A 22,052-nucleotide genomic window follows, 5' to 3' on the forward strand; every position below is an offset into this window, starting at 1 on the left:
TAGTTGTTTTATCCATCTAAAATAACACCAACACTTTTTGCAAATATATTGCAATTTAAACACATTTCAGTGCGTATTTTTTGCAATTTTAAAACAAAAGTAGTCTAATAAGTTATACTTATCTGTAAATTAGATATCAATTTTTTGTTAATTTTTTTTAAGCCTCCCAGTCTAAAACCGGATAATACTGCTTTAAATATTCCTTTACATCGGCAATATCTTCTTTTGCAGTCAGATCCGGAACATGTTCTGAAAATGGGATCCCTATTGTGGTATTTGGGTTTTCTTTTACGGCATTTAATAATACTGTAGGCAACTCTTTTTCGTCGCGCTCAGGATGAACAGGACAATTTTTTAAGTGTGTGTATAACGTACTTCCGTTGAATTTAAAAGCATTCATACTCACTCTTATTTTTCCCTCAACGTCTTTATAATCCGCCAAAACATCGGTCGAAGGTTTTTCCAAAATATCCAGCAACTGATTGTTCTGATCCAATTTAGCAATGGCAAATCGGGAAATTCTTTCAGACGGAAATTCCAAAGCCTCACGATCGTAAGCAATAAAAGCGTTTGGACTATTGGTTTCTCTAAGCGCCAATAAAGCAGCAGCTGAGTACAAGTTATCACTGTTACAAACTGAATATTGCTGTGTGTTTAATTCCGGAAACTGCTCTACCGCCTGAAACAAAGCATCAGCAGTACCAAATGGCTTCACTCTTCCTTCGGGAATGTACTGAACCGCAAATGAAATGTTGAGTCCGTGAAAATCATTATCGGTGTCACGGCTTCCGTAAAACTCTTTAAACAGCTCTCCCTGCTCTCCAATGATAATGTAGATGTTTTTATATCCTGCTTTTTTAGCGTTGAGCAAAAGATAATCCAACAAAGGTCTTCCGCTTGCTCCAACTCCTATTAAGCCTTTACTTCTTTCATTTGCCTGCGCGATTTCTTCGGCAGTTAAATTATCTGAAATGGCTTCTTTTTTCATACGGGAAGAGGCTCCACCCGCAAGAATAACTAAATTGTTATGCATTTTTATATATTTTTCATTTTGAATTTCCTTAAATCTATTGGTTTAGAATTGTTTCAAGTTTCAAGTTTCAGGTTTCAGGTTTCAGGTTCCCAAAACCCACAACTCACATCTTACATCTTACAACCCACATCTTACAACCTAAATCTCAACATTTTCAATAACCCTAACACCAGGATCAACAGACACCGCATAAGCTTCCTGAGCTCCCGCATTTAGAATGGCTTCAATAACCAAATCTTCTTTCTCCGGATTTGCGATAACCACGATACTTCCACCACCACCAGAACCTACAATTTTTGCTCCGTAGGCACCAGCACGCAAAGCCGCATTGATCATAGCGTCAATTCGCGGTACGGTAACTTTTAATAAATCGCGCAAAACTTCGTGATGGAGATTCATCAGTGCACCAATTTTCTTAAGGTCTAAAACGGGTTTTTCAAACTCTTTTAAAGCTTCTTTGGTATAATGGTAATTTTTTAAGGCTGCTTCGAAGAAAGGAATCAATCGGTCTGGCAGGCAATTTCGGTAGCGGTCCAGGTCTTCTATTTCGGAAGCATTCAGATCAAAATCGGGGAAGTTTTGCTTTACAATATCAATTGACATTAAAGCATTTCCTTTTAACTCTCCCAGCAAACCAATAGTTTCTTTTGGAACTCCCGAAACTCCGGTAACAAGGCCTTTTAGGTTCGTTCCTATTATTTTATACGAAAAAGGATCTTTGGTATTAATGTATACGATATTCCCCACTCCGATGCTAAAATGATCCATCATTCCGCCCGGTTCTCCATGTTCTAAAACTTCCGATTCGTAACCTAATTTGGAAATAAACTCGGGAGTAACTTCGCGATCAATTCCAAAGGCATCGATTAAAAAACGAATCCACGCCATCAATAAAGCAGAAGAACTCGATGTTCCGGAGTTTATTGGAATATCTCCTGTAATGGTAATGTCGTACCCAACATTAGGCACACAGCCATATCTTCGCAATACCCTTAAGGACGAAGCAAAATAATCTCTGGGCTCTAATTTGTCGAAAGTAGCATCGATATCAATGATACGAATCTCATTAATATCAATCATATTTAAAACAAATGTCTGGGTTAGATTTTGTTCGGCAGATAGTTGTATATTTCGATCGATTGCACAGGCGATAACCGGCAATCCTAAATAATCCTGATGGTCTCCGAAGAGGCAGGTTCTGCCCGGGGCTAATGAAGTAATTTTTTTCACTTAAAAATTTTATAATAAAGCCTTGTAAAACAATAATTTACAACGCAAATTGGTTAAGGATTTATTTGATTCTTTTGATTTTGATTCTACGAAACTAGAGATTATATTTTTATAAAACAAGAAAAAAAAGAAAAATGTGCTCGAACACACCGTTAAAATGTTCTCGAGCACACTAATTAATTCTTACAGGATTTTAAAAAAATTAAATCAAAGTTTCTATATTTGCCTATATGGATAAAAAGTACACCATTAAGGATATAGCAAAAATGGCGGGAGTTTCTAAAGGAACTGTCGACAGGGTTTTGCACAACAGAGGAAAAGTTTCTCCTACGGCCTTAGACAAAATAAATGAAGTTTTGAATGTCATCAATTATGAGCCGAATTTAATTGCCCGAAATTTAAAAAACACCAAGGTTTACAGAATCTGTGTTTTACTTCCCGATCCTGAAATTGATCCTTACTGGCTTCCCTGTGTAAACGGGATCCAGGATGCGATCACCGAATTTAAAGCGTACAGTGTTATTATTGAAACACACTTTTTTAATCCGGAAAGCACCAAATCATTTTTAAATACCAATGAAACCATTATCAAAAAATCGCCTGATGCTGTTTTGATTGCGCCATTATTCCACAAAGAAACAGTGGGAATTGTAAAACAATACGACGATTTGAACATCATGGTGAATACGTTTAACAACCAGATCGAAGGCGAATCTATAAAAAGTTTTGTTGGACAGGATTTGCATAAAAGTGGTCGTGTGGCTGCCAGTTTAATGAATCTGATTTTAACGGAAGGCCAGATTGCCATCATCCATATTGACGAAAGCCTTAAAAACGCCGTGCACATGCAGGAAAAGGAAAAGGGTTTCAGAAGTTATTTTGACGAGAAAAAAATCCGCAGCTTTTCGCTGACTACTCTAAAATTAAAACATCCGAATGTTGAAACTAAGTTTTCAGCCTTTTTAGACGAAAATCCAAATCTGAAAGGAATTTTCATCACCACCTCAAAAGCGTATCAAATTGCCTCTATTTTGTCTTCTGTACCCAACAAAAAGATTGCAATCATTGGCTATGATTTAGTAGCAAAAAATGTCAATTTCTTAAATCAGGGACTGGTTCATTTTTTAATTCATCAGAATCAAAAAAGACAGGCTTATTTGGGTGTTAGCACTTTGGTAGAGCACTTTTTATTCCGAAAAGATATTCCGGAAACCATTTTACTGCCAATCGATATTATTAACGTAGAGAATGCTTCTTTTTACGTTTCCTAAAGTTTGCAGCGTTTCGTTGCACAGAGCTTCACTAAGGCACTAAAACGCAAAGATTTCCTGTTTTTTTTTTGTCATTTCGACTGAAGAGATGAATCACACATGAGGCTCGACAAAGATTGGCGATTTTAGGAACGGAGTTTCTTTTGCGATTTCTCCCTTCGGTCGAAATGACAAAGGGTCCTTTTCTTAAAAATTCAAATTAAGCTTTACATCGCTTACACGCCCAATACCCACAATCCACATTTCATAGATTTAGGTGGATTTTTTTTCTCGCAGATCTGGCAGATTTCGCAGATATTTTTCAACCTAAAAAAAATCCGTGTTAATCCGTGTCTTCGCAAAGCGAATCAGCGTCATCCGTGGCCCCTATCCCACATCGTTTACACGCCCCAATGCTCGCAATCCTCATTTCACATTTCACAAATTTAGGTAGTTTTTTTTTCTCGCAGATCTGGCAGATTTTGCAGATATTTTTCGACCTAAAAAAATCCGTGTTAATCCGCGTCTTCGCAAAGCGAATCAGCGTCATCCGTGGCCCAATCCCATATCGCTTACACGCCCAATGCCCACAATCCACATTTCACAATCCACATTTCACATTTCACAAGAAACATTTCACTCCATCAAAATAAATTTCCCAAAAGAAGAAGCAATATGAAAATTAGGTGTTTCGGTATTGGGATTTACCCACGAAATCCAGGTAGGTTCATATTCGTCATTTGTATTCTTATCAAACTTAGCTCTAAAAACACCCGCTTCAATAGTGTTGTTGTGTATTAAATTCAACTCTTTTAACGATTGAATACTGATTCGTCCTTCAACAGTAAAAGAAGTTTCATCTTTTGACGTCGTGATCTCTAGATCATTTTTAGGCCAGTTCCAATCAAAATCAAAGTCCTTACCGGGACGGGCTTTAAAATCCATTACACGACCTGCTGTATCGATTTCCAAACAATAATACGGATCTAAAGAGGCATTGGTTCTAAAAAACAATTCTACACGGTCAGAATTTCCGATACTGTCAAAACTATCGTCTTTCTGATCCAGATAAATATGAGTATCAAACACTCTGAATTTAAAAAAAAGATTTTCGCGATCCCAAAAGGCACTGAATTCTATTTTTGAAAAAGGTTCACTGTTCCATGCCGAGCAAAAATCAGTAAGCTCATTTGATTTTTCCCAAAATGAGGCAACGGGATTTTCTATGGCTTTTTTCTGATTCTCTTTTCGTAAAACTACCTGATATTCTTTCACAATGTTTGGCTTTATATATTTGTTAATTTTTTTAACATTTCAAATTCTGAAGACCACTTCAGACGCAGGGTATTTTTTGCTTTTTTTCGGATTACGAAAATAGGTTAAAATCGGATAAAAGAAAACAGGATACTTTTCTGAATATAATGTATGAGAACAGCCTTTCTCTCTTTTAAAAAATCAAACCTATCAATAGTAATTATTCATCAATTTTAACACAAATACGATAATTAACGCAACTATTTTCTATTTAACACTAAAATACTTCAAAACAGAACTAACGTTTTTCTTCTCACTAATTCCACAATAATCATACGAATTTAAGTAAAAAAAAGTGTTTTACTCAAAAAAATGTGCTCGAGAACATTAATTGCGTGTGTTCGAGCACATTTTTAGTGTTTTTTCTTGTTTTATAAAAATATAATCTATAGCTTCGTTTCATAATAATCTTAAAAACAAGTTAATTATATGATTTTTAATGGTTTTAAATTGTTCGAAAAAACAGAAAAACCAAAAGAAATAGCCCCATACAAAAAGATTAAAATAGAACGGCAATTGTTTTTTAGCCATTTCGTCAGAAGATAAATTACTCCCAAAAAAAGTTATCTCATAAAAAAAGAAGTCCAAAACTTACAAACGAAAAAAAACAAATAAACATTAACCAAACCCAATTTTTAAGTATGAAATTATTAACCCAAAAAAGCCCCGGAGATTTTAGGCTAAAAGATCTTACCGGTACAGAGATTAAACTCACACTTTTTTTAGTATTCGTTTTTACTGTTCAGGTTTCAGCGACCTCAACCGTAAAAATAAATCGCAGAAATGATATTGCATTCGTTTTTGAAAAAACAGTGAAGGGTAAAGTGACAGATCAAAACGGACTTCCAATAGCCGGAGCAAATGTTGTTGTAAAAGGAAGTCGTACCGGAGTACAAACAGATGCAGACGGAAGTTTTGCTATTACTGTTGCAGATAATGTGACCAAACTAATCGTTTCCTACATTGGTATGGAAGATCAGGAAATAACTATTGGAACCTCACCTATAAAAGTCGTTATGAAAGAGGTAGGCCAAAAATTAGAAGAAATAGTTATAGGATATGGAAAAGCCAAGAAAAAAGACCTTACCGGTTCTGTAAGTTCTATTGGCAAAGACAATTTAAATTTAGGCGGAACTATTACCAACGTTGGCCAGGCCTTGCAAGGTCGTGCTTCAGGAGTTCAGGTACAGCAAAACAGTTATGCCCCGGGTACAAGCCCATCTATTGTGATTAGAGGTGGAAACTCCCTTAACAACTCTAATTCTCCTTTGTATGTGGTAGACGGTTTCATCACCAATACCGGAGCCTCGATAAGTCCAAATGATATTGAGAACATTCAGATTTTAAAAGATGCTTCTTCTACTGCTATTTATGGTTCGAGAGGTGCTAATGGTGTTATCCTTATTACCACCAAAAAAGGAAAGTTAGGAAAAATGCAGATCGAAGCTGAAATCTCAGATGGTTTTCAAAACATCATCAAAGAGCCTTCACTTATCAACGGACAACAATATGCCGATATTCAAAATGCAATCGCAAAGGAAAATGGCCGACCGCCCGTTTTTTCTTCCGATTTCCCTGTCGCCAATACCAACTGGTTTAAGGCCGCAACACGTCCCGGAGAAGTAATAAACAGAACCATTACCTTTAGTGGAAGTGATAAAACGTCTAAATTTTTTCTTTCCGGAAACTACCTCAAACAAACCGGAGCTATCGAAAATACTGATTTTAAAAGATACAGTGTGAGAATGGGTGGCGAAAAAAGATTTAATGACCGCTTGAATGTAGGGACTAACATTTACGGAGCTGCCAGCGAAGGAAACAACAGCGATTTTGGAGATAACATTTTATCGCCAATGTTTTCGATCCAGACTGCTCCACCAACCATTCCGATTTACAATCCTGATGGATCGTATTACAAATTTCAGGGAAAAGATAATGCCCTAGCCCTTTTATTAGAGCCAACCGATCATATCATTAACAGATTGGTTAACGGAAATATGTTTTTGGACTACGAGATCATTAAAGGACTGACCTATCATTTTGGAGCCGGTGCCGAGTGGCAGGAAAACATCGAGGGAAAATATACCCCAAGAACACTGGTGGCCGGAGCAGCTTTGAAGGGATCCGGTTCTGAGGAAAACAAAACCTATTTTAGATGGAGTACCGATCAATATCTGACTTATAAATTCAATATAAACGAACATTCTATCAGTGCCATGATTGGAACTTCTAATCAGAAAGACACTTATGAATTTTTAAAAGCGGCAGGTACAGGCTTTTCTAATGATGTGTTAACCTATCACAACCTTGACGCTGCAGCGGTTTATTTGAAACCCGAAACAGAAAAAATCGAAACAAAGCTAACTTCTTATTTCGGAAGGCTAAATTATTCTTTTAACGATCGATACTTGGCTGCTTTCACCTTAAGAAGGGACGGCTCATCCCGTTTTGGAAGTAATAATTCCTATGGTACTTTCCCATCGGGAGCCGTAGCGTGGAAAATATCGAACGAGTCTTTTATGCAAAACTCCAAAACGATCTCCGATCTTAAATTAAGAGTGAGTTATGGTGTTACGGGGGCAGACGGTATTGGAGATTATGCTTTCATGCCTACCTTAAAAGCCTGGGGAGTAACGATTGGAGATGGAAATTTTTCTAATGGTACTGAGCCTGCCAACTTAGCCAACAAAGATTTAAAATGGGAACAAACTACTCAAACCGATATTGGTTTAGATATGGGCCTTTTTAATGACAGAATAACAGCCACAATTGATGTTTATAAAAAAAGAACTACCGATGCGCTTCTTAGAGTTCCAATTGGTGGCTGGTGGGGCTTTAGTACGCAGACCATCAACTCCGGAGTTATTGACAATAGAGGTATTGAACTAGGAATTACCAGTACCAATTTCAGAAACGATAATTTCTTGTGGACTACCTCATTAAATGTTGCTTACAACAAACAGGAAGTAGTTTCACTTGCCGATAATGTTGCCATTATCAGCCAAAACACCTCTAACCCAAGCGGAACGGTTTCTGGACGAGAATTTACAAGGCTGGAACCGGGCAAAGAAATGGGGTTACTCTATGGATTTAAATATGCCGGAGTTATCAAAACGGGAGAAGTATATGCTCCGCAGCCCCTGTCTAAACCAGGAGATCCAAAATACGAGGATCTAGATGGCGATGGTGCAATAACAGCGGCAGACAGAGCTTATTTAGGAAATTCTACTCCACATTATACCGTTGGTTTCAATAATGACTTTAAAATAGGAAACTTCGATCTGAACATCTTTTTTCAGGGCGCTTTTGATTATTCGGTTTACAACATGACCAAAATGGTTGGAGAATCAACCACCAGTACCGATGCTTTAAACAGATGGGTGGCGGGTACCAATGAAAATACGGATATTCCAAGAGACGGTTATTACAAAAGTACTTACGGAAGTTATGTCAATTCAAAATTTGTCGAAGAGGCTTCTTACCTGCGTTTAAAAAATCTTTCGATCGGATACTCTATTCCCGAAAGTGTTTTAAAACCGGTTAAATTCATAGACAATATCAGGGTGTATGCTATTGGGCAGAACCTGCTGACGATTACAAAATATTCCGGAAATGATCCTGAGGTAAACGGACATTATACTAACGATACTACCAAACAGAACTTAGGAGGAGGAATTGATTTCAATTCATTCCCGGCTTCACGAACCATCATTCTGGGTATTAAGGTTGCCATTCATTAGTCGCAAAGCTTTTTTAGTAACATAAAATTTATTAAAATGAAAAAATATACAATTATACTCCTCTTACTGACAGCCGGGTTGCAATTTTCATGCAATGAGGATCTTGATCCTACCGTGTATAGCAGCTTGACCGATACGAATGGATTTCAAACCAAATCGGATGCTATTGCTTCTATTAATTCCATTTACGGAAGACTAAAAGGCCCTTCTGTGGGAGATAACTTTTCGTATTGGGCAACACGACATTTTGCTTTAACCGATATTGCCACAGATTTAGGGCATTGCCAATACGGCGGTGATCCGGGACAATTGTCTCTGGGACTCTGGAATTCTGCCAATGGTTTGCTTCTGGAAGACTGGAATGCCATGTACAAACTGGTTGCCAACGCTAACTTTGCTATTTTTAATATTACCAAAATGAGCGGGATCACTGACGCAGAACGAACCCAGTTTATAGCCGAGGCCAAATTTTTAAGAGCTTCTGCTTACATGGATTTAACAGATGCATGGGGGCCAGTTATTCTGGTAACAGAAGCCAACTTAGACAATCCAAACTATTTGGAGCAAACACCACCCTCCTCTGTTGAAACTATAGAAGCGCTTCTAATCAAAGATTTGAACGATGTCGCTGCCGTTTTACCGGTGAACTATAAGAAAAATGCAATCTATGAGAGTAATGACGTAGGACGTGCTACAAAAGGCGCTGCCTTAACCTTATTAGCAAAATTGTATTTACGAAATCACGACTGGCAAAAAGTAGCTACCCTTACACAACAAGTCATGAACCTCAACGAATACAGTCTTTTTCCTTCCTATTTGGGATTGTTTAAAGAAAGTAACAAATGGTGCAGTGAAAACATCTTTTCTTCTCTTAGTGATGCCAATGTAAACGGAACCGAACTATTGAACCATTTTGGCCCGATAGACCATCCGGTTGTCGAAAACAGATGGCAGTACTATACGGTAAACTGGGATTTTTACAACACTTTTGGCGATGAAGACGATCGAAAAAAATGTTTCTTCCCGGAGTTTATGGGTACTGATAAATTGCTGCACAAACAAGCGCCTTCTTTAGGAGCCCAGCCCCCAAAAGGAGTTTTCTATATGCCCGATGTATCGACCAGAAAATATGCCGACGATGAAACCACTACTTATTATGACGGTCACAGCGTAAACATATTGCGTTATGCAGATGTATTGTTAAGCAGAGCCGAAGCCTTAAACGAGATAAGCGGTCCAACTGCAGAAGCCATAGACCTTATCAATCTGGTAAAAGGAAGATCGCATGCCAAACTGCTGGTTCTATCCGATTACAATAAATCTTCTTTGAGAGATGCTATTTTACAGGAAAGAGGATGGGAATTATTTTATGAAGGAAAACGCCGTCAGGACTTAATTCGAATGAATAAATTTGATGTTCTGGTAAACGCCTATCATGTAAGAGTTGGAGAAACAGCACCAATCGTTATGCCGAAAAACAAATATTATACCTATCCGCAAACTCAGGTGGACTTAAACCCTAACCTGAGCAACGCCGACAGACAATAATAGAAATCAGATCAGGAACAGCAGGTTTTGAAATACCTGTCTGTTCCTGATTTTTAACTATAAACAGTAGAACTTATCTGTTTCATAAAAGAAGCCTTTCAGATGATTAAAAATGTAATAGCAAAAGGAGTTTTTATTTGGATCCTGCTTATTCTGGTAAGCTGTTCTAAAAATCAGGTCAATCCGATCAAAAATATCACTATTGGCACTCATGGCAACAACGAATTGAAAATTCAAATCGATGTCACTACGAATGAAAATGTTCAGGTTTATGCAGAATACTGGTCGGATCAAAAAGGAATAAAAAACAAAATAACTTCTCCAATTTCAAAAGCAGGCAGCTCCCATTCTTTGGTGCTTTGCAACATTACTCCTGAAACCCATTATAGTTTTCAATTGATAACACTAAACGGACAGGAAAAAGACAGCAGCAAAGTATATACCTTTAAATCCCGAAAATTACCGGAATGGTTGCAGAAACAATTCAAAGCCAACTGTCCGAAACCTGAACTGGTACCGGAAAATTTCAAAAAAGGATTTATGCTTTTGGCCAAAAGAGAAACACCGGGCGTTGCTTATATTGTAGATTATAAAGGCAATTTAAGATGGTATCATACCGTTGAAGGAACAGGTTTTAAAGTAACTCATTTTACCAAAGAGCAAAGTATTATTGCTATCCTGGGGAAAAATGATGAACCTACTAGTTATGGAAGTGAGATACTCGAAATCAACTTGCAAGGCGATACCCTAACCCATATCAAAAAAGGACAGGGCGATCTGAAACAGGTCATTCATCACGAGATCATAAAAAAATCCGCCAACGAAATTGTGACCTTATTTGTAGATACGAAAATAACCGATTTAAGATCCATTGGGGGAAAACAAAAAGACACGATTAATGGCGATGGGATTCTGATTTTGGACAAAAAGGGAAAACAACTTTGGAAATGGAGTGTTTTTGATGATTTAGATCCAATGAAAGACAAAAAACTACTCCAAACCAAAAAAGACTGGATGCACGCCAACAGTTTAAACTATGATAAAGACGGAAATTTTCTGATCTCCTTTTACAACAACGGTCAAATTTGGAAAATAGATGCCAAAACCGGAAAGGTAATCTGGAAACTAGGAAGAGGTGGAAATCTAAACCTGTCCAAAGACAGCGATTTCTCTCAGGCACATGCCGCACATATCAATCCCGAAGGCAGTCTGATGTTTTTTGATAATGGAGTCGACAAAAAACAATCTTCTGTTTTTGCCCTCAAAGTAGATGAAAAAGCTAAAACCGTAAAACTGGACTTCCACATACAATTGCCAAAAGACATTTACAACGACCGAATGGGAAGTGCCTATATGATTGATAAAGAAACCATTTTGGCCTGTTGTTCTAAAAGACATATCACCGTTCTAACCAATAAAAAAGGAGTTTTACTCTGGGCATTAGAATCTGAAATTCCACCTTATCGGGTGCAATTCATTCCCGAAGAAAACTTAAAACCGTTTCTATTGAATTAAAGGCAGTCTTGTCATTTCGACGGAGGGAGACTCGAGCGATAGCGAACAGGCGAAGCAAATCACACAAGAAGATCGACAAAGATTGGCTATACTGTACGTGAGTTTCTTTTGCGATTTCTCCCTTCGGTCGAAATGACAAAACAGGAGGTCTAATTATAAACACATAGAGACATAGATTTTATGTGTAAAAAAGAATACAATTAGAAACTCGTTTCTTTCACATAGCTGGCTTTGTGCATTTTAAATAAGTGAAACGCCTTTTTTAAGTAAACAGAAGCTATGTTTCTATGTGTTAAAATAATTGGAACCAGCTGGTTAAAAATAAAAAAAAACGAACAGGCTCATCTCAAGGCTTTGGGATTGTCAGCATACAACACAGATTAAAAATTTATGCCATGAAAAAAATAATTCTTATTGGTCTGTTTACAGCATTGCCAATTGTTGTTTTCAATTCGTGCAATACATCAAATTCACAGACATTAGCAAACAAAACTGCTGATGATGAGTCGTATATTACCATTGACACCTCAAAAATTCCAGACGATCAATTTGGAGAAGCTGTTCGTTATGGAAGAGAATTAATGCTAAAAACGGCTTACTACATTGGTCCGAATGGGATCAAAGGAAAATATTTGGGCAACAAGATGAACTGTACCAACTGTCATCAAAATGCGGGAACAAAACCTTACGCCTTCAATTTAATGTCTTCTCACGACAATTATCCGCAGTACCGCGGCCGTGAAAATAAAGTCCTGACGCTTGCCGAAAGAGTCAACAATTGTATCATGCGTCCACATTCCGGGAAACCGCTCCCGCTCGACAGCAAAGAAATGGTCGCTTTTTTATCGTACTTCAAATGGATCAGCAAATTTGTTCCAAAAGATGGCGATTTCAAAGGAGCAAAAAACCTCGAAATTGAATTTCCGGATGTCGCAGCAAGCCCCGAAAGAGGAAAAGCACTCTTTATTGAAAATTGCGCCCGCTGCCACGGAAACAATGGCGAGGGCCAATACAATGCCGACAAATCGGGCTACACCTACCCGCCTCTATGGGGAGAATACGGCTATCAGCCCGGTTCAAGCATGCACAGAGTCATCAAACAGGCACAATGGCTAAAAAGCAATATGCCTTATGACAAAGTCACTCCCGGAAAACCTTATCTTACAGACTTACAGGCGCTCGATATTGCGGCCTATGTAAATGATGATTCCGTACACGACAGACCCAATCCTAAAACATTCGATTATCCCAATAAAATGGGCAAACCTATTGATTATGCACACAGCCCCTTCAACGATCATTTTTCGGAACAACAACACAAATACGGCCCCTACAAACCCATTATTGCCTATTGGAAAAAAAATGGCTGGAAAGCGGTATATTAGATGTTTAATTGTTTAACCGTTTAATTGTTTGTGGTTTGTGGTTTGAAACCCTAACTCTAAAACATAAAACATTTGTAGCTTATCCTCTATAACCATAACTCATAACTAACATTTCACATTTCACAGATAACATCTCACATAATAAGACAATGAAAACAAACCTAAAAAACAAACCCATTTTGAGTAGACTATTGATACTGTGCCTTTTCGTTTTCAGTATTTCGTTAACTGCACAAATAAAATATTCCCATGGTAACGACAGCTGGAACCCGAACGTATTAGGAAACCATCGTGTTGCAGTAATCTTTACCGGTACCGGAGATGTTGCCAAAACCACGATCGAATGGCGCAGAAGAGACGAAAAACCCGAACTGAAAAAAATCATTGTTCAGGATGCTTCAGGCAAAACCATTGAAAACATCAAAACAACCAACATCAACAGAGAAAGCGGTACTATTTTCTTTGAACCTGTTTCGGGAAAAGGAACTTATTATGTGTATTATCTACCCTACATTGACGAAGGCGATGCCAATTACCCAAAAGGCGTATACGCCAAAGCCGAAGATAAAGCAGCTGCAACCTGGCTTGCCAAAATCAAACCCAATCTGGCCGATAATTGTACGGTAAGCGAAATTCAGAGTGTAAATGCTTTCAACAGTTTTTACCCGATGGAAGTCATTGCAACTGCGGCCGAAACCAAAGATCTCATTGCGAAAAATAGCGGCAATTCCTTTCTCGTATTCCCTGAAGACCGACTGTATTCGATCCGAATGAAAAATGATTTACCACAAAGATGGATTCAAAAAGGAGTTCAAAACACTTTTTCAGACACGGCTTTAAGAGGCGAATACCTGGCCTTTCAATTGGGCGTTTATGCTTTGCAAAATATCGACAACTTAAAAGTTACCTTTTCAAATCTCATCAGTTCTACAGGAGCCATCATCGAATCGAAATACATCAACTGTATCAATACGGATGGGACTAAATACGACGGATCGGTTTTTGCCAATACGGTTTCGGTTTCAAAAGGAAAAGTACAGGCGATGTGGTGCGGAATCGATGTTCCGCAAACTGCCGCTGCCGGAACATACAGTGGAAAAGCGATTGTCACTGCCGACGGAAAGTCGAAAGAAATTGTACTTCAGATCACCGTAAAAAATGAAATTACGCAAAACGGAGGTATCGATTTTCCTGAAAAGATGACCCGTTTAAAATGGTTGAATTCTACATTAGCACAGGAAAATACAGTCATTGCGCCTTATACCCCACTAACGGTTAAAGATTCGGAGATCTCTTTATTGGGCAGAAAATTAATTTTAGGTTCAAACGGTTTTCCTGCACAGATTCAAACCTATTTTACACCCGAAATGACAAGCGTAGGTACAAAAGCCAATGATATTTTAAGCAGTCCCCTAGCTTTTCATTTTCTGGATGCATCCGGTAAAGAATCGCTGCAATGGAAAAACACTGGTCTCAAATTTCTGAAAAAAGAAAGCGGAACTGTTTCCTGGGAAAGTGTTTCTACTTCAAAATCGCTTCAAATGGAAGTAAATGCTGCCTTAGAGTTTGACGGATTTTTATCCTATACCGTGAAAATCACGGCCCTTGAAGATGTGGCTTTTAGCGATATTAATTTCCACATGCCTCTTCAGCCTACTTCTGCAAAATACATGATGGGATTGGGTCAAAAAGGAGGCGATCGTCCGGCTACATTCGACTGGAAATGGGACGTTGCCCATAAAAATCAGGATGGAGCATGGATTGGCAATGTAAATTCGGGATTGCAATTTTCTTTGCGTGATGAAAAATACAGTCGTCCGTTAAACACCAACTTTTATTTACAAAAACCACTATTGCTGCCAACTTCCTGGGGCAATGAAAATAAAGGCGGAATCACGATTACCCCTAATCCAAAATCAGTTTTGGTCAATGCCTATAGCGGAGCCCGAAATATGAAAAAAGGTGATGTCTTGTACTATAATTTCAATTTACTCATCACTCCATTTCATACCCTAAACACCGATTTTCAATGGGATACTAAGTTTTATCACAAATACAGCGATATCGATACTATTGCAAAAACCGGAGCAACGGTAATCAATATCCACCATGCCAACGCCATCAATCCGTACATCAATTATCCTTTCATTGAATTTAAAAAAATGAAAAGTTATATCGATGAAGCCCATGAAAAAGGATTAAAAGTGAAGATTTACAACACCGTCAGAGAGGTTTCCAATAAAGCTTACGAGACTTTTGCTTTAAGAAGTTTAGGACATGAAATTTACTCTCCGGGTAAAGGAGGCGGATTCTCCTGGTTGCAGGAACATGTGGGAGACGATTATATTGCGGCCTGGTTTGTACCTGAAATTAAAGATGCGGCTATCGTAAACAGCGGCATGAACCGTTGGCACAACTATTATGTGGAAGGAATGAACTGGCTGACACAAAATGTGGGCATCGACGGGGTTTATCTTGATGATGTGGCTTTTGACAGAATTACGATGAAACGAATCAAAAGAGTACTTACAAAAGACGGACATCCGGGAATCATTGACCTGCACAGTGCCAATCAATACAATAAAAGTGACGGATTTAACAACAGCGCCAATTTGTACATGGAGCATTTTCCGTACATCAACAAACTGTGGTTTGGAGAATATTTTGACTACGAAAAAAACAATCCCGACTTTTTCCTGACAGAGGTAAGCGGAATCCCTTTTGGATTGATGGGTGAAATGCTACAGGACGGAGGAAATCCGTGGAGAGGAATGGTGTACGGAATGACCAACAGAATGCCATGGAGCCACAATGCCGATCCAAGACCAGTTTGGAAATTATGGGATACTTTTGGTATTAAAGGTTCGGAAATGATCGGCTACTGGAGCGAAAACTGTCCGGTAAAAACAACAAACGATAAGGTACTGGCAACGGTTTACAAAAAAAACGGAACTGCTTTAATCTCTATCGCAAGCTGGGCCGATACTGATGTAAAAGTGAAACTACTTATCGACTGGAAAAAATTAGGAATCAATCCCGCAAAAGCAACCATAACCGCTCCCGAAGTATTGAATTTCCAACCGGCACAAACCTTTACAGCAAAAGACGAAATACCGGTATCAAAAGGAAAAGGATGGCTGTTGATTGTGAAATAAGTAAGATGTGAAATAACATCCATTTCATAACGATTACCCTCTATTTGTCATTCCGAGGAACGAGGAATCACACCAGAAACTCCGCAAACTAAGTCGACAATCGTTGTCGCTCCACGTATGTGATTTCTCCCTTCGGTCGAAATGACAAGATTGCGCAAACAACAAACAACAAACAACAAACAACAAACCATAAACAACAAACCATAAACAACAAACCATAAACCATAAATAGCCCTCCACATGAAAATTAAACCCTTTCTATCCGTTTTACTTTTTGGAAGCCTGTTTGTCCATGCACAAAATAAACCCACCATAAAAGAGTACAAAAAAGTATTCACCACCTACCCTTTTTCAGATCCTGATCCGATTCCGAAACCGGATACCAAAGTGTATCCGTATTTTCGTTTTGACGGTTTTACCAATAAACCAATACAAAAAGAATGGAAAGTAATCGAGCTCGAAAATGATTATATCAAACTCATGATTCTTCCTGAAATTGGAGGAAAAGTGTGGTCGGCTGTGGAGAAATCAACCGGGAAAGACTTTATTTACAACAATCATGTGATCAAATTCAGGGATATCGCCATGCGCGGCCCCTGGACAAGCGGTGGTGTTGAGGGCAATTATGGCATCATCGGACACACTCCCAACTGTGCTACCCCTGTTGATTATGTCACCCTCACCCGTGCAGACGGAAGTGTAAGCTGTGTGATTGGAGTGTTGGATCTGCTCACGCGAACGTCATGGAAACTGGACATCAATTTGCCCAAAGACAAAGCCTATTTTACCACAAATTCCTTCTGGTTCAATTCCACCGAAACCGAGCAGCCTTATTATACCTGGATGAATACCGGTATAAAAGCCTCTGAAAGTTTGCAGTTTATTTACCCCGGACAAAGTTATATCGGACACAATGGCGAGCACAATTCGTGGCCCATTGACAAGGAAAACGGCAAAGACCTGTCGTACTATAAAAACAACGATTTTGGCGGTTACAAATCGTATCATGTATTTGGCAAATACGACGATTTCTTTGGCGGTTATTACCATGATGAAGATTTTGGAATGGGCCGATATGGCAATCACGATGACAAACCCGGTAAAAAAATATGGATTTGGGGACTGTCACAGCAAGGAATGATCTGGGAAAAATTACTGACGGATACCGACGGTCAATATGTAGAAGTTCAAAGTGGAAGGCTCTTCAATCAGGCAAGTGAAGGCAGTAATTTAACCCCATTCAAACAACGCTCCTTCGCTCCTTATCAAACCGATTTGTGGACGGAATACTGGTTTCCGGTAAAACAAATCAAAGGGTTTGTAAAAGCCAATAATTATGGCGCTCTAAATGTGAAAAATGAAAACGGCTGGTTGAAAATCTATTTTTCCCCGCTTCAAAAGCTGAATGAAAAACTGGAAGTTTTTGACAATGGAAAAAAAATCTATTCGAAAAATATTTCCGTAAACACTTTGCAGTCCTTCAAAGATTCGATTCAGATTGCAGTTGACGAAAATAAACTTCGACTCACACTGGGCGGTACTAAGCTGGTTTGGAATTCGGCTCCGGAAGAGGGTAATCTGAATCGTCCGTTAGAAACTCCAAAAGATTTTGACCACAACTCGGTATACGGATTGTACCTTCAGGGAAAAAATTACATTAGTTTTAAAGATTATGTAAAAGCGGAAGAAAAACTAGCTGCCTGCCTTCAAAAAGATCCTCACTATGCTCCCGCTCTGGCTGATTTGGCGATTGTACAAATTCGTAAATTCCAATACCGTGAAGCGGTCAATTCAGCCGCTAAAGCTTTAGCCATCGACACCTATCATCCCGCTGCCAATTATTATTACGGACTAGCCAACCTGCATTTGGGCAATACTACAGATGCCAAAGACGGTTTTGATCTTGCTGCGGCTAGTGTTGAATTCAGAAGTTCGTCATATACCGCTTTAAGCAAAATATACTTTACCGAAAATGATTTTGCAAAAGCAACTGAATATGCAGAAAAAAGCCTACTGAACAATCAGGGTAATTTAGAAGCTATGCAGATACTCGCGGTTTTGTACCGTCTGCAAAACAACAGAGACAAAGCAGCCGAAATGCTGAGTAAAATCAATACCGCAGATCCGCTCAACCATTTTGTTGGTTTTGAAAAATACCTCGGGGAGTCTTCTGATGCTTCCAAAAAGCAGTTTATGGCTCTAATTCAAAACGAAATGCCGCAGCAAACCTATCTTGAATTGGGAATCTGGTATCAGCAAATTGGCCGTAAAGAAGAAGCTTTAAAAGTACTTTCGCTTGCCGTTCCAAATGCTGAAATGGAGTACTGGAAAGCTTATTTGGAAAACAAAGCTGTTGATTTAAGCAAACTCCAACCCGACAATAGTTTCCCTTTCCGTGGAGAAACAGCCGAAATTCTGGAAAAACTCATCAAAACCAACTCTCAGTGGCAGTTGAAATACCATTTGGCGTTAATCGAATGGAATCGCGATAATACCTCAAAAGCAAAAGACTTGTTTTTGCAATGTGCCAACCTGCCTGCCGATCCGGCTTTTTATGGGGCTAAAGCTTCGCTGTTTAAAAATGACAGCCAAGTGATTTTATCCAGTCTTCAGCAAGCCATCAAACTGGATCAACAGAGTTGGAGGTATCCTAAACTTTTAACCGAATATTACATTGCTCAAAAACAATTTGATAAAGCCCTGGCCACCGCAGCTCCTTTCTATAAAAAACATCCCTCTAATTATGTGATGGGAATGTTGTACGCCAAAACGCTGCTGCTGAACAAAAAGTACACTGCTGCCGATGCATTCTTAACCCAACTCGAAATCCTTCCGTTTGAGGGTGCTACAGCAGGACGACAATTGTATCATGAGGCAAAACTGATGCAGGCTTTGGCTGAAATGAAAAACAAACAATTCAAAAAAGCGTTACAATTTATTTCGGATGCCAAATTATGGCCGGAAAATTTAGGAGTGGGAAAACCCTATGACGAAGATATTGATGAAAGACTGGAAAACTGGCTGAATTATCAATGTTATACCCATCTGGGTGATCCTGAAAAAGCACAAACAGCTTTACAAAAAATTACAGCATTTACCCCAAAGGTTGACAATACGGTTATGAATTTCCTACCAGCCAATCAATTGATTTCGGCTTGGGCAATCGAGAAAACTTCTTCGGCACAAAAAGCGCAGGACTGGCTGCAAAAACAGGCCCAATCCTATCCTGACAATAAAATTGTGCAGTGGTCTCTTGAAACGTACACTAAAAAACAATCCAATATTTTAACCGAAGATGAAAAAGATGGTGAAGTCCGAATTATAGAGAAACTTTAAAATACTTTCGGGAAAATTGTATTTTCGAAATAAAAATACGAGTTTTATAGCAACTGAAATGCCAATTTAAAACGTTATCAACTTCATTTCAAGTTTAAAACAATAATAGGGCTATCCGTGGCTAATACCAAGATGGTAACATTAGCCACAGATTAGAAAGATTTCCACAGATTGCTTTAATAATTGCGTATAAAATCTGTGTGAATCTTCAAAATCAGTGGCAAAAAAATATTCTTGATACGTACTAAGGACAATCATAAATAATAATCAATCAAAATAATCATTCTAAAAACCAAACAATGAACAAACACTTTTTAAAGTATTCTCTTTTCAGTCTTTTCCTTGTGGCGGGTCAAAATGCAATGGCCCAAAATAGCGATCAGACTAAAAACCCGTTATCCGTTTATCAGGTCACCCCTTTAAAAGTAAATGACCTTGTACATACCAAACTCGACGTGTCCTTTGATTATGGGAAACGTTATCTCTATGGAAAAGCATGGCTTACTTTAAAGCCTCACTTTTATGAAACCGATTCGCTTAGACTGGATGCCAAAGGAATGGATTTTAAAGCAATTGCTGTTGTTGATGGTAAAAAAACAATTCCGTTAAAGTATACTTACGACAACGAACAGCTTCTTATAACCTTAAACAGAAAATATAAAAGCGCCGAAAAATACACCGTTTTTATCGATTATACGGCAAAACCAGATGAGTTAAAAGTTAAAGGAAGTGCCGCAATTACCGATGCAAAAGGATTGTATTTTATAAACCCTGACGGAAAAGACAACAAACCAACTCAAATCTGGACACAGGGCGAAACGGAAGCCTCATCGGCATGGTTCCCAACCATTGATAAACCCAATCAGAAAACAACTTCTGAGATTGCCATGACCGTTGACGCCAAATACACTTCGCTCTCCAACGGAAAACTAATCGCTCAAAAAGACAATAAAAACGGTACCCGCACCGATACCTGGAAAATGGAATTACCACATTCTCCTTATTTGTTTATGATGGCTGTGGGCGATTTTAAAATCTACAAAGATTCTTATAACGGAAATGAGGTAAGTTATTACCTGGAGCCGAAATATGCACCATACGCCAAACAAATTTTTGGAAAAACTCCGGACATGATGAAGTTTTACGGCAAAATGTTAGGCGTTGAATATCCTTGGGGAAAATATGCTCAAGTTGTGGCCAGAGACTACGTTTCGGGAGCCATGGAAAACACTTCGGCTACACTGCACGGTGAACACGTACAAAAAACCGAAAGAGAATTACTAGACGATAATCAGGAAAGTACCATTGCCCACGAACTTTTTCACCAATGGTTTGGAGATTATGTTACTGCTGAATCCTGGTCGAACTTAACGATGAACGAGTCTTTTGCCACTTTTGGTGAAGTACTTTGGCACGGTCACGATGAAGGACAGGATGCCGAAGACCGCTCTCGTTATGAAAAATTACAAAACTGTCTGCGCTCTTCAAAAGACGGAGTTAGTCCGCCACTAGCACGTTTTCATTATGGAAATAAAGAAGACATGTTCGACAACATCAGCTACTCCAAAGGTTCGATCATCTTGTATGCTTTAAAAAATCAAATGGGTGATGCTGCGTTTTTCAAATCTTTAAACCAGTACCTGACCACAAATGCTTTCAAAACAGGAGAAACCCATCAATTGCGTCTGGCAATGGAAGAAGTAACCGGAAAAGACTGGAGTCCGTATTTTAACCAATGGTATTATCAGGGAGGAAATCCGATTCTGAATATCGAGTACGGTTATGCCGATGGAAAAGCTACAATTGCTGTAAAACAAGTTCAGGAAAGCGGTGTACAAACTTTTACCCTTCCGCTAAAAGTAGATTTTTATGTAAATGGAACGAAAGTCAGAAAAGATATTTTAATTGAAAAAAGAGAACAAAATTTCAGTTTTGACCTTGCTTCAAAACCTGATTTTATTGATCTGGATCCTGACAAAATTCTGGTAGGTAAAGTAATTGACAATAAAAAGATATCCGATTACCAATATCAGTACAAAAATGTCCCTACTTTCTACAACCGAATTGAAGCGATCAAATTTGCAGCAAAAGACAAAAGTCACGAAGCACAACTAATTCTTTTAGCAGGACTTCAAGATCAGCAGGAAGACTTAAGAACGCTTAGCATCAGAGGGATTGATCTGGGAGACAGTCAAATAAAAGAAGCTGCTCTTAAAGCCTTACTGAACATTGCTCAAAACGATAAAAAGACATATGCCAGAGCTACAGCGCTTATAAAACTTGCGGGAACCGGAGATACAACTTACAAAAGTTTAATGATTGAAAGCGCTAAAAATCAATCTTACAACGTGGCTGCTGCCGGAATCTCTGGTTTGTCGAAATTTGCTCCGGACGAAGCAGATAAAACCTTAGCAGCTTTAGACGAAGACACTAAAAATCATATCACGCCATTACTTAAACGATTCAACAATCAAAAATAAACAGCAGGCTGGTTTAATACCAGTGTTATCTAAAAACAACAAAGGAACAAGGTTTTATAATTAGTA

At 38.6% G+C, this 22,052-nt stretch carries 11 protein-coding genes; 8 read left to right on the forward strand and 3 right to left on the reverse strand.

Annotated features, from left to right (window positions below):
* Positions 1 to 157 precede the first annotated feature (157 nt).
* Both ACN1CN_RS04115 and ACN1CN_RS04120 read right to left on the reverse strand, forming a co-directional pair.
* On the reverse strand, positions 158 to 1,033 hold the full coding sequence (locus ACN1CN_RS04115; protein ID WP_419134742.1) for a sugar phosphate nucleotidyltransferase: 876 nt from the start codon (positions 1,031 to 1,033) through the stop codon (positions 158 to 160).
* A 138-nt stretch (positions 1,034 to 1,171) separates the two neighbouring features.
* Entirely contained in the window at positions 1,172 to 2,263 is a 1,092-nt protein-coding gene (locus ACN1CN_RS04120; protein WP_291285105.1) for a mevalonate kinase, read from the reverse strand.
* A gap of 230 nt (positions 2,264 to 2,493) precedes the next feature.
* Between ACN1CN_RS04120 and ACN1CN_RS04125 the strand changes: the two genes are divergently transcribed.
* Complete coding sequence (locus ACN1CN_RS04125; RefSeq protein ID WP_419134743.1) at positions 2,494 to 3,534, forward strand: LacI family DNA-binding transcriptional regulator; 1,041 nt, start codon at positions 2,494 to 2,496, stop codon at positions 3,532 to 3,534.
* Between the two features lie 615 nt (positions 3,535 to 4,149).
* Here ACN1CN_RS04125 and ACN1CN_RS04130 read toward each other — a convergent pair.
* Complete coding sequence (locus ACN1CN_RS04130; protein ID WP_419134744.1) at positions 4,150 to 4,788, reverse strand: sugar-binding protein; 639 nt, start codon at positions 4,786 to 4,788, stop codon at positions 4,150 to 4,152.
* A gap of 680 nt (positions 4,789 to 5,468) precedes the next feature.
* Here ACN1CN_RS04130 and ACN1CN_RS04135 point away from each other — a divergent pair.
* The 7 genes from ACN1CN_RS04135 to ACN1CN_RS04165 all read left to right on the forward strand — a co-directional run bounded on the left by ACN1CN_RS04135 (position 5,469) and on the right by ACN1CN_RS04165 (position 21,986).
* Complete coding sequence (locus ACN1CN_RS04135; RefSeq protein WP_419134745.1) at positions 5,469 to 8,567, forward strand: SusC/RagA family TonB-linked outer membrane protein; 3,099 nt, start codon at positions 5,469 to 5,471, stop codon at positions 8,565 to 8,567.
* 36 nt (positions 8,568 to 8,603) lie between these two features.
* On the forward strand, positions 8,604 to 10,115 hold the full coding sequence (locus ACN1CN_RS04140) for a RagB/SusD family nutrient uptake outer membrane protein (RefSeq protein WP_419134746.1): 1,512 nt from the start codon (positions 8,604 to 8,606) through the stop codon (positions 10,113 to 10,115).
* Positions 10,116 to 10,217: 102 nt separating this feature from the next.
* Entirely contained in the window at positions 10,218 to 11,630 is a 1,413-nt protein-coding gene (locus ACN1CN_RS04145) for an aryl-sulfate sulfotransferase (RefSeq protein WP_419134747.1), read from the forward strand.
* Between the two features lie 395 nt (positions 11,631 to 12,025).
* Positions 12,026 to 13,015 carry a c-type cytochrome gene (locus ACN1CN_RS04150; protein WP_264523373.1) on the forward strand — a complete coding sequence of 330 codons (990 nt, stop codon included), beginning with the start codon at positions 12,026 to 12,028 and terminating at the stop codon, positions 13,013 to 13,015.
* A gap of 149 nt (positions 13,016 to 13,164) precedes the next feature.
* Positions 13,165 to 16,170, forward strand: a complete 3,006-nt coding sequence (locus ACN1CN_RS04155) for a glycoside hydrolase domain-containing protein (RefSeq protein ID WP_419134748.1) — start codon at positions 13,165 to 13,167, stop codon at positions 16,168 to 16,170.
* A gap of 240 nt (positions 16,171 to 16,410) precedes the next feature.
* On the forward strand, positions 16,411 to 19,506 hold the full coding sequence (locus ACN1CN_RS04160) for a DUF5107 domain-containing protein (RefSeq protein ID WP_419134749.1): 3,096 nt from the start codon (positions 16,411 to 16,413) through the stop codon (positions 19,504 to 19,506).
* Positions 19,507 to 19,805: 299 nt separating this feature from the next.
* Positions 19,806 to 21,986: a M1 family aminopeptidase gene (locus ACN1CN_RS04165; protein ID WP_419134750.1), complete on the forward strand. Its 2,181-nt coding sequence runs from the start codon at positions 19,806 to 19,808 to the stop codon at positions 21,984 to 21,986.
* Positions 21,987 to 22,052: the final 66 nt, after the last annotated feature.

The sequence above is a fragment of the Flavobacterium sp. T12S277 genome (assembly GCF_048514875.1).
In the GTDB taxonomy this organism is placed as follows: domain Bacteria; phylum Bacteroidota; class Bacteroidia; order Flavobacteriales; family Flavobacteriaceae; genus Flavobacterium.

Coding starts and splice junctions, on each gene's coding strand:
- ACN1CN_RS04165 (WP_419134750.1), top strand. CDS start 19,806: ATGAACAAACACTTTTTAAAGTATTCTCTTTTCAGTCTTTTCCTTGTG.
- ACN1CN_RS04115 (WP_419134742.1), bottom strand. CDS start 1,033: ATGCATAACAATTTAGTTATTCTTGCGGGTGGAGCCTCTTCCCGTATG.
- ACN1CN_RS04155 (WP_419134748.1), top strand. CDS start 13,165: ATGAAAACAAACCTAAAAAACAAACCCATTTTGAGTAGACTATTGATA.
- ACN1CN_RS04140 (WP_419134746.1), top strand. CDS start 8,604: ATGAAAAAATATACAATTATACTCCTCTTACTGACAGCCGGGTTGCAA.
- ACN1CN_RS04150 (WP_264523373.1), top strand. CDS start 12,026: ATGAAAAAAATAATTCTTATTGGTCTGTTTACAGCATTGCCAATTGTT.
- ACN1CN_RS04135 (WP_419134745.1), top strand. CDS start 5,469: ATGAAATTATTAACCCAAAAAAGCCCCGGAGATTTTAGGCTAAAAGAT.
- ACN1CN_RS04160 (WP_419134749.1), top strand. CDS start 16,411: ATGAAAATTAAACCCTTTCTATCCGTTTTACTTTTTGGAAGCCTGTTT.
- ACN1CN_RS04125 (WP_419134743.1), top strand. CDS start 2,494: ATGGATAAAAAGTACACCATTAAGGATATAGCAAAAATGGCGGGAGTT.
- ACN1CN_RS04145 (WP_419134747.1), top strand. CDS start 10,218: ATGATTAAAAATGTAATAGCAAAAGGAGTTTTTATTTGGATCCTGCTT.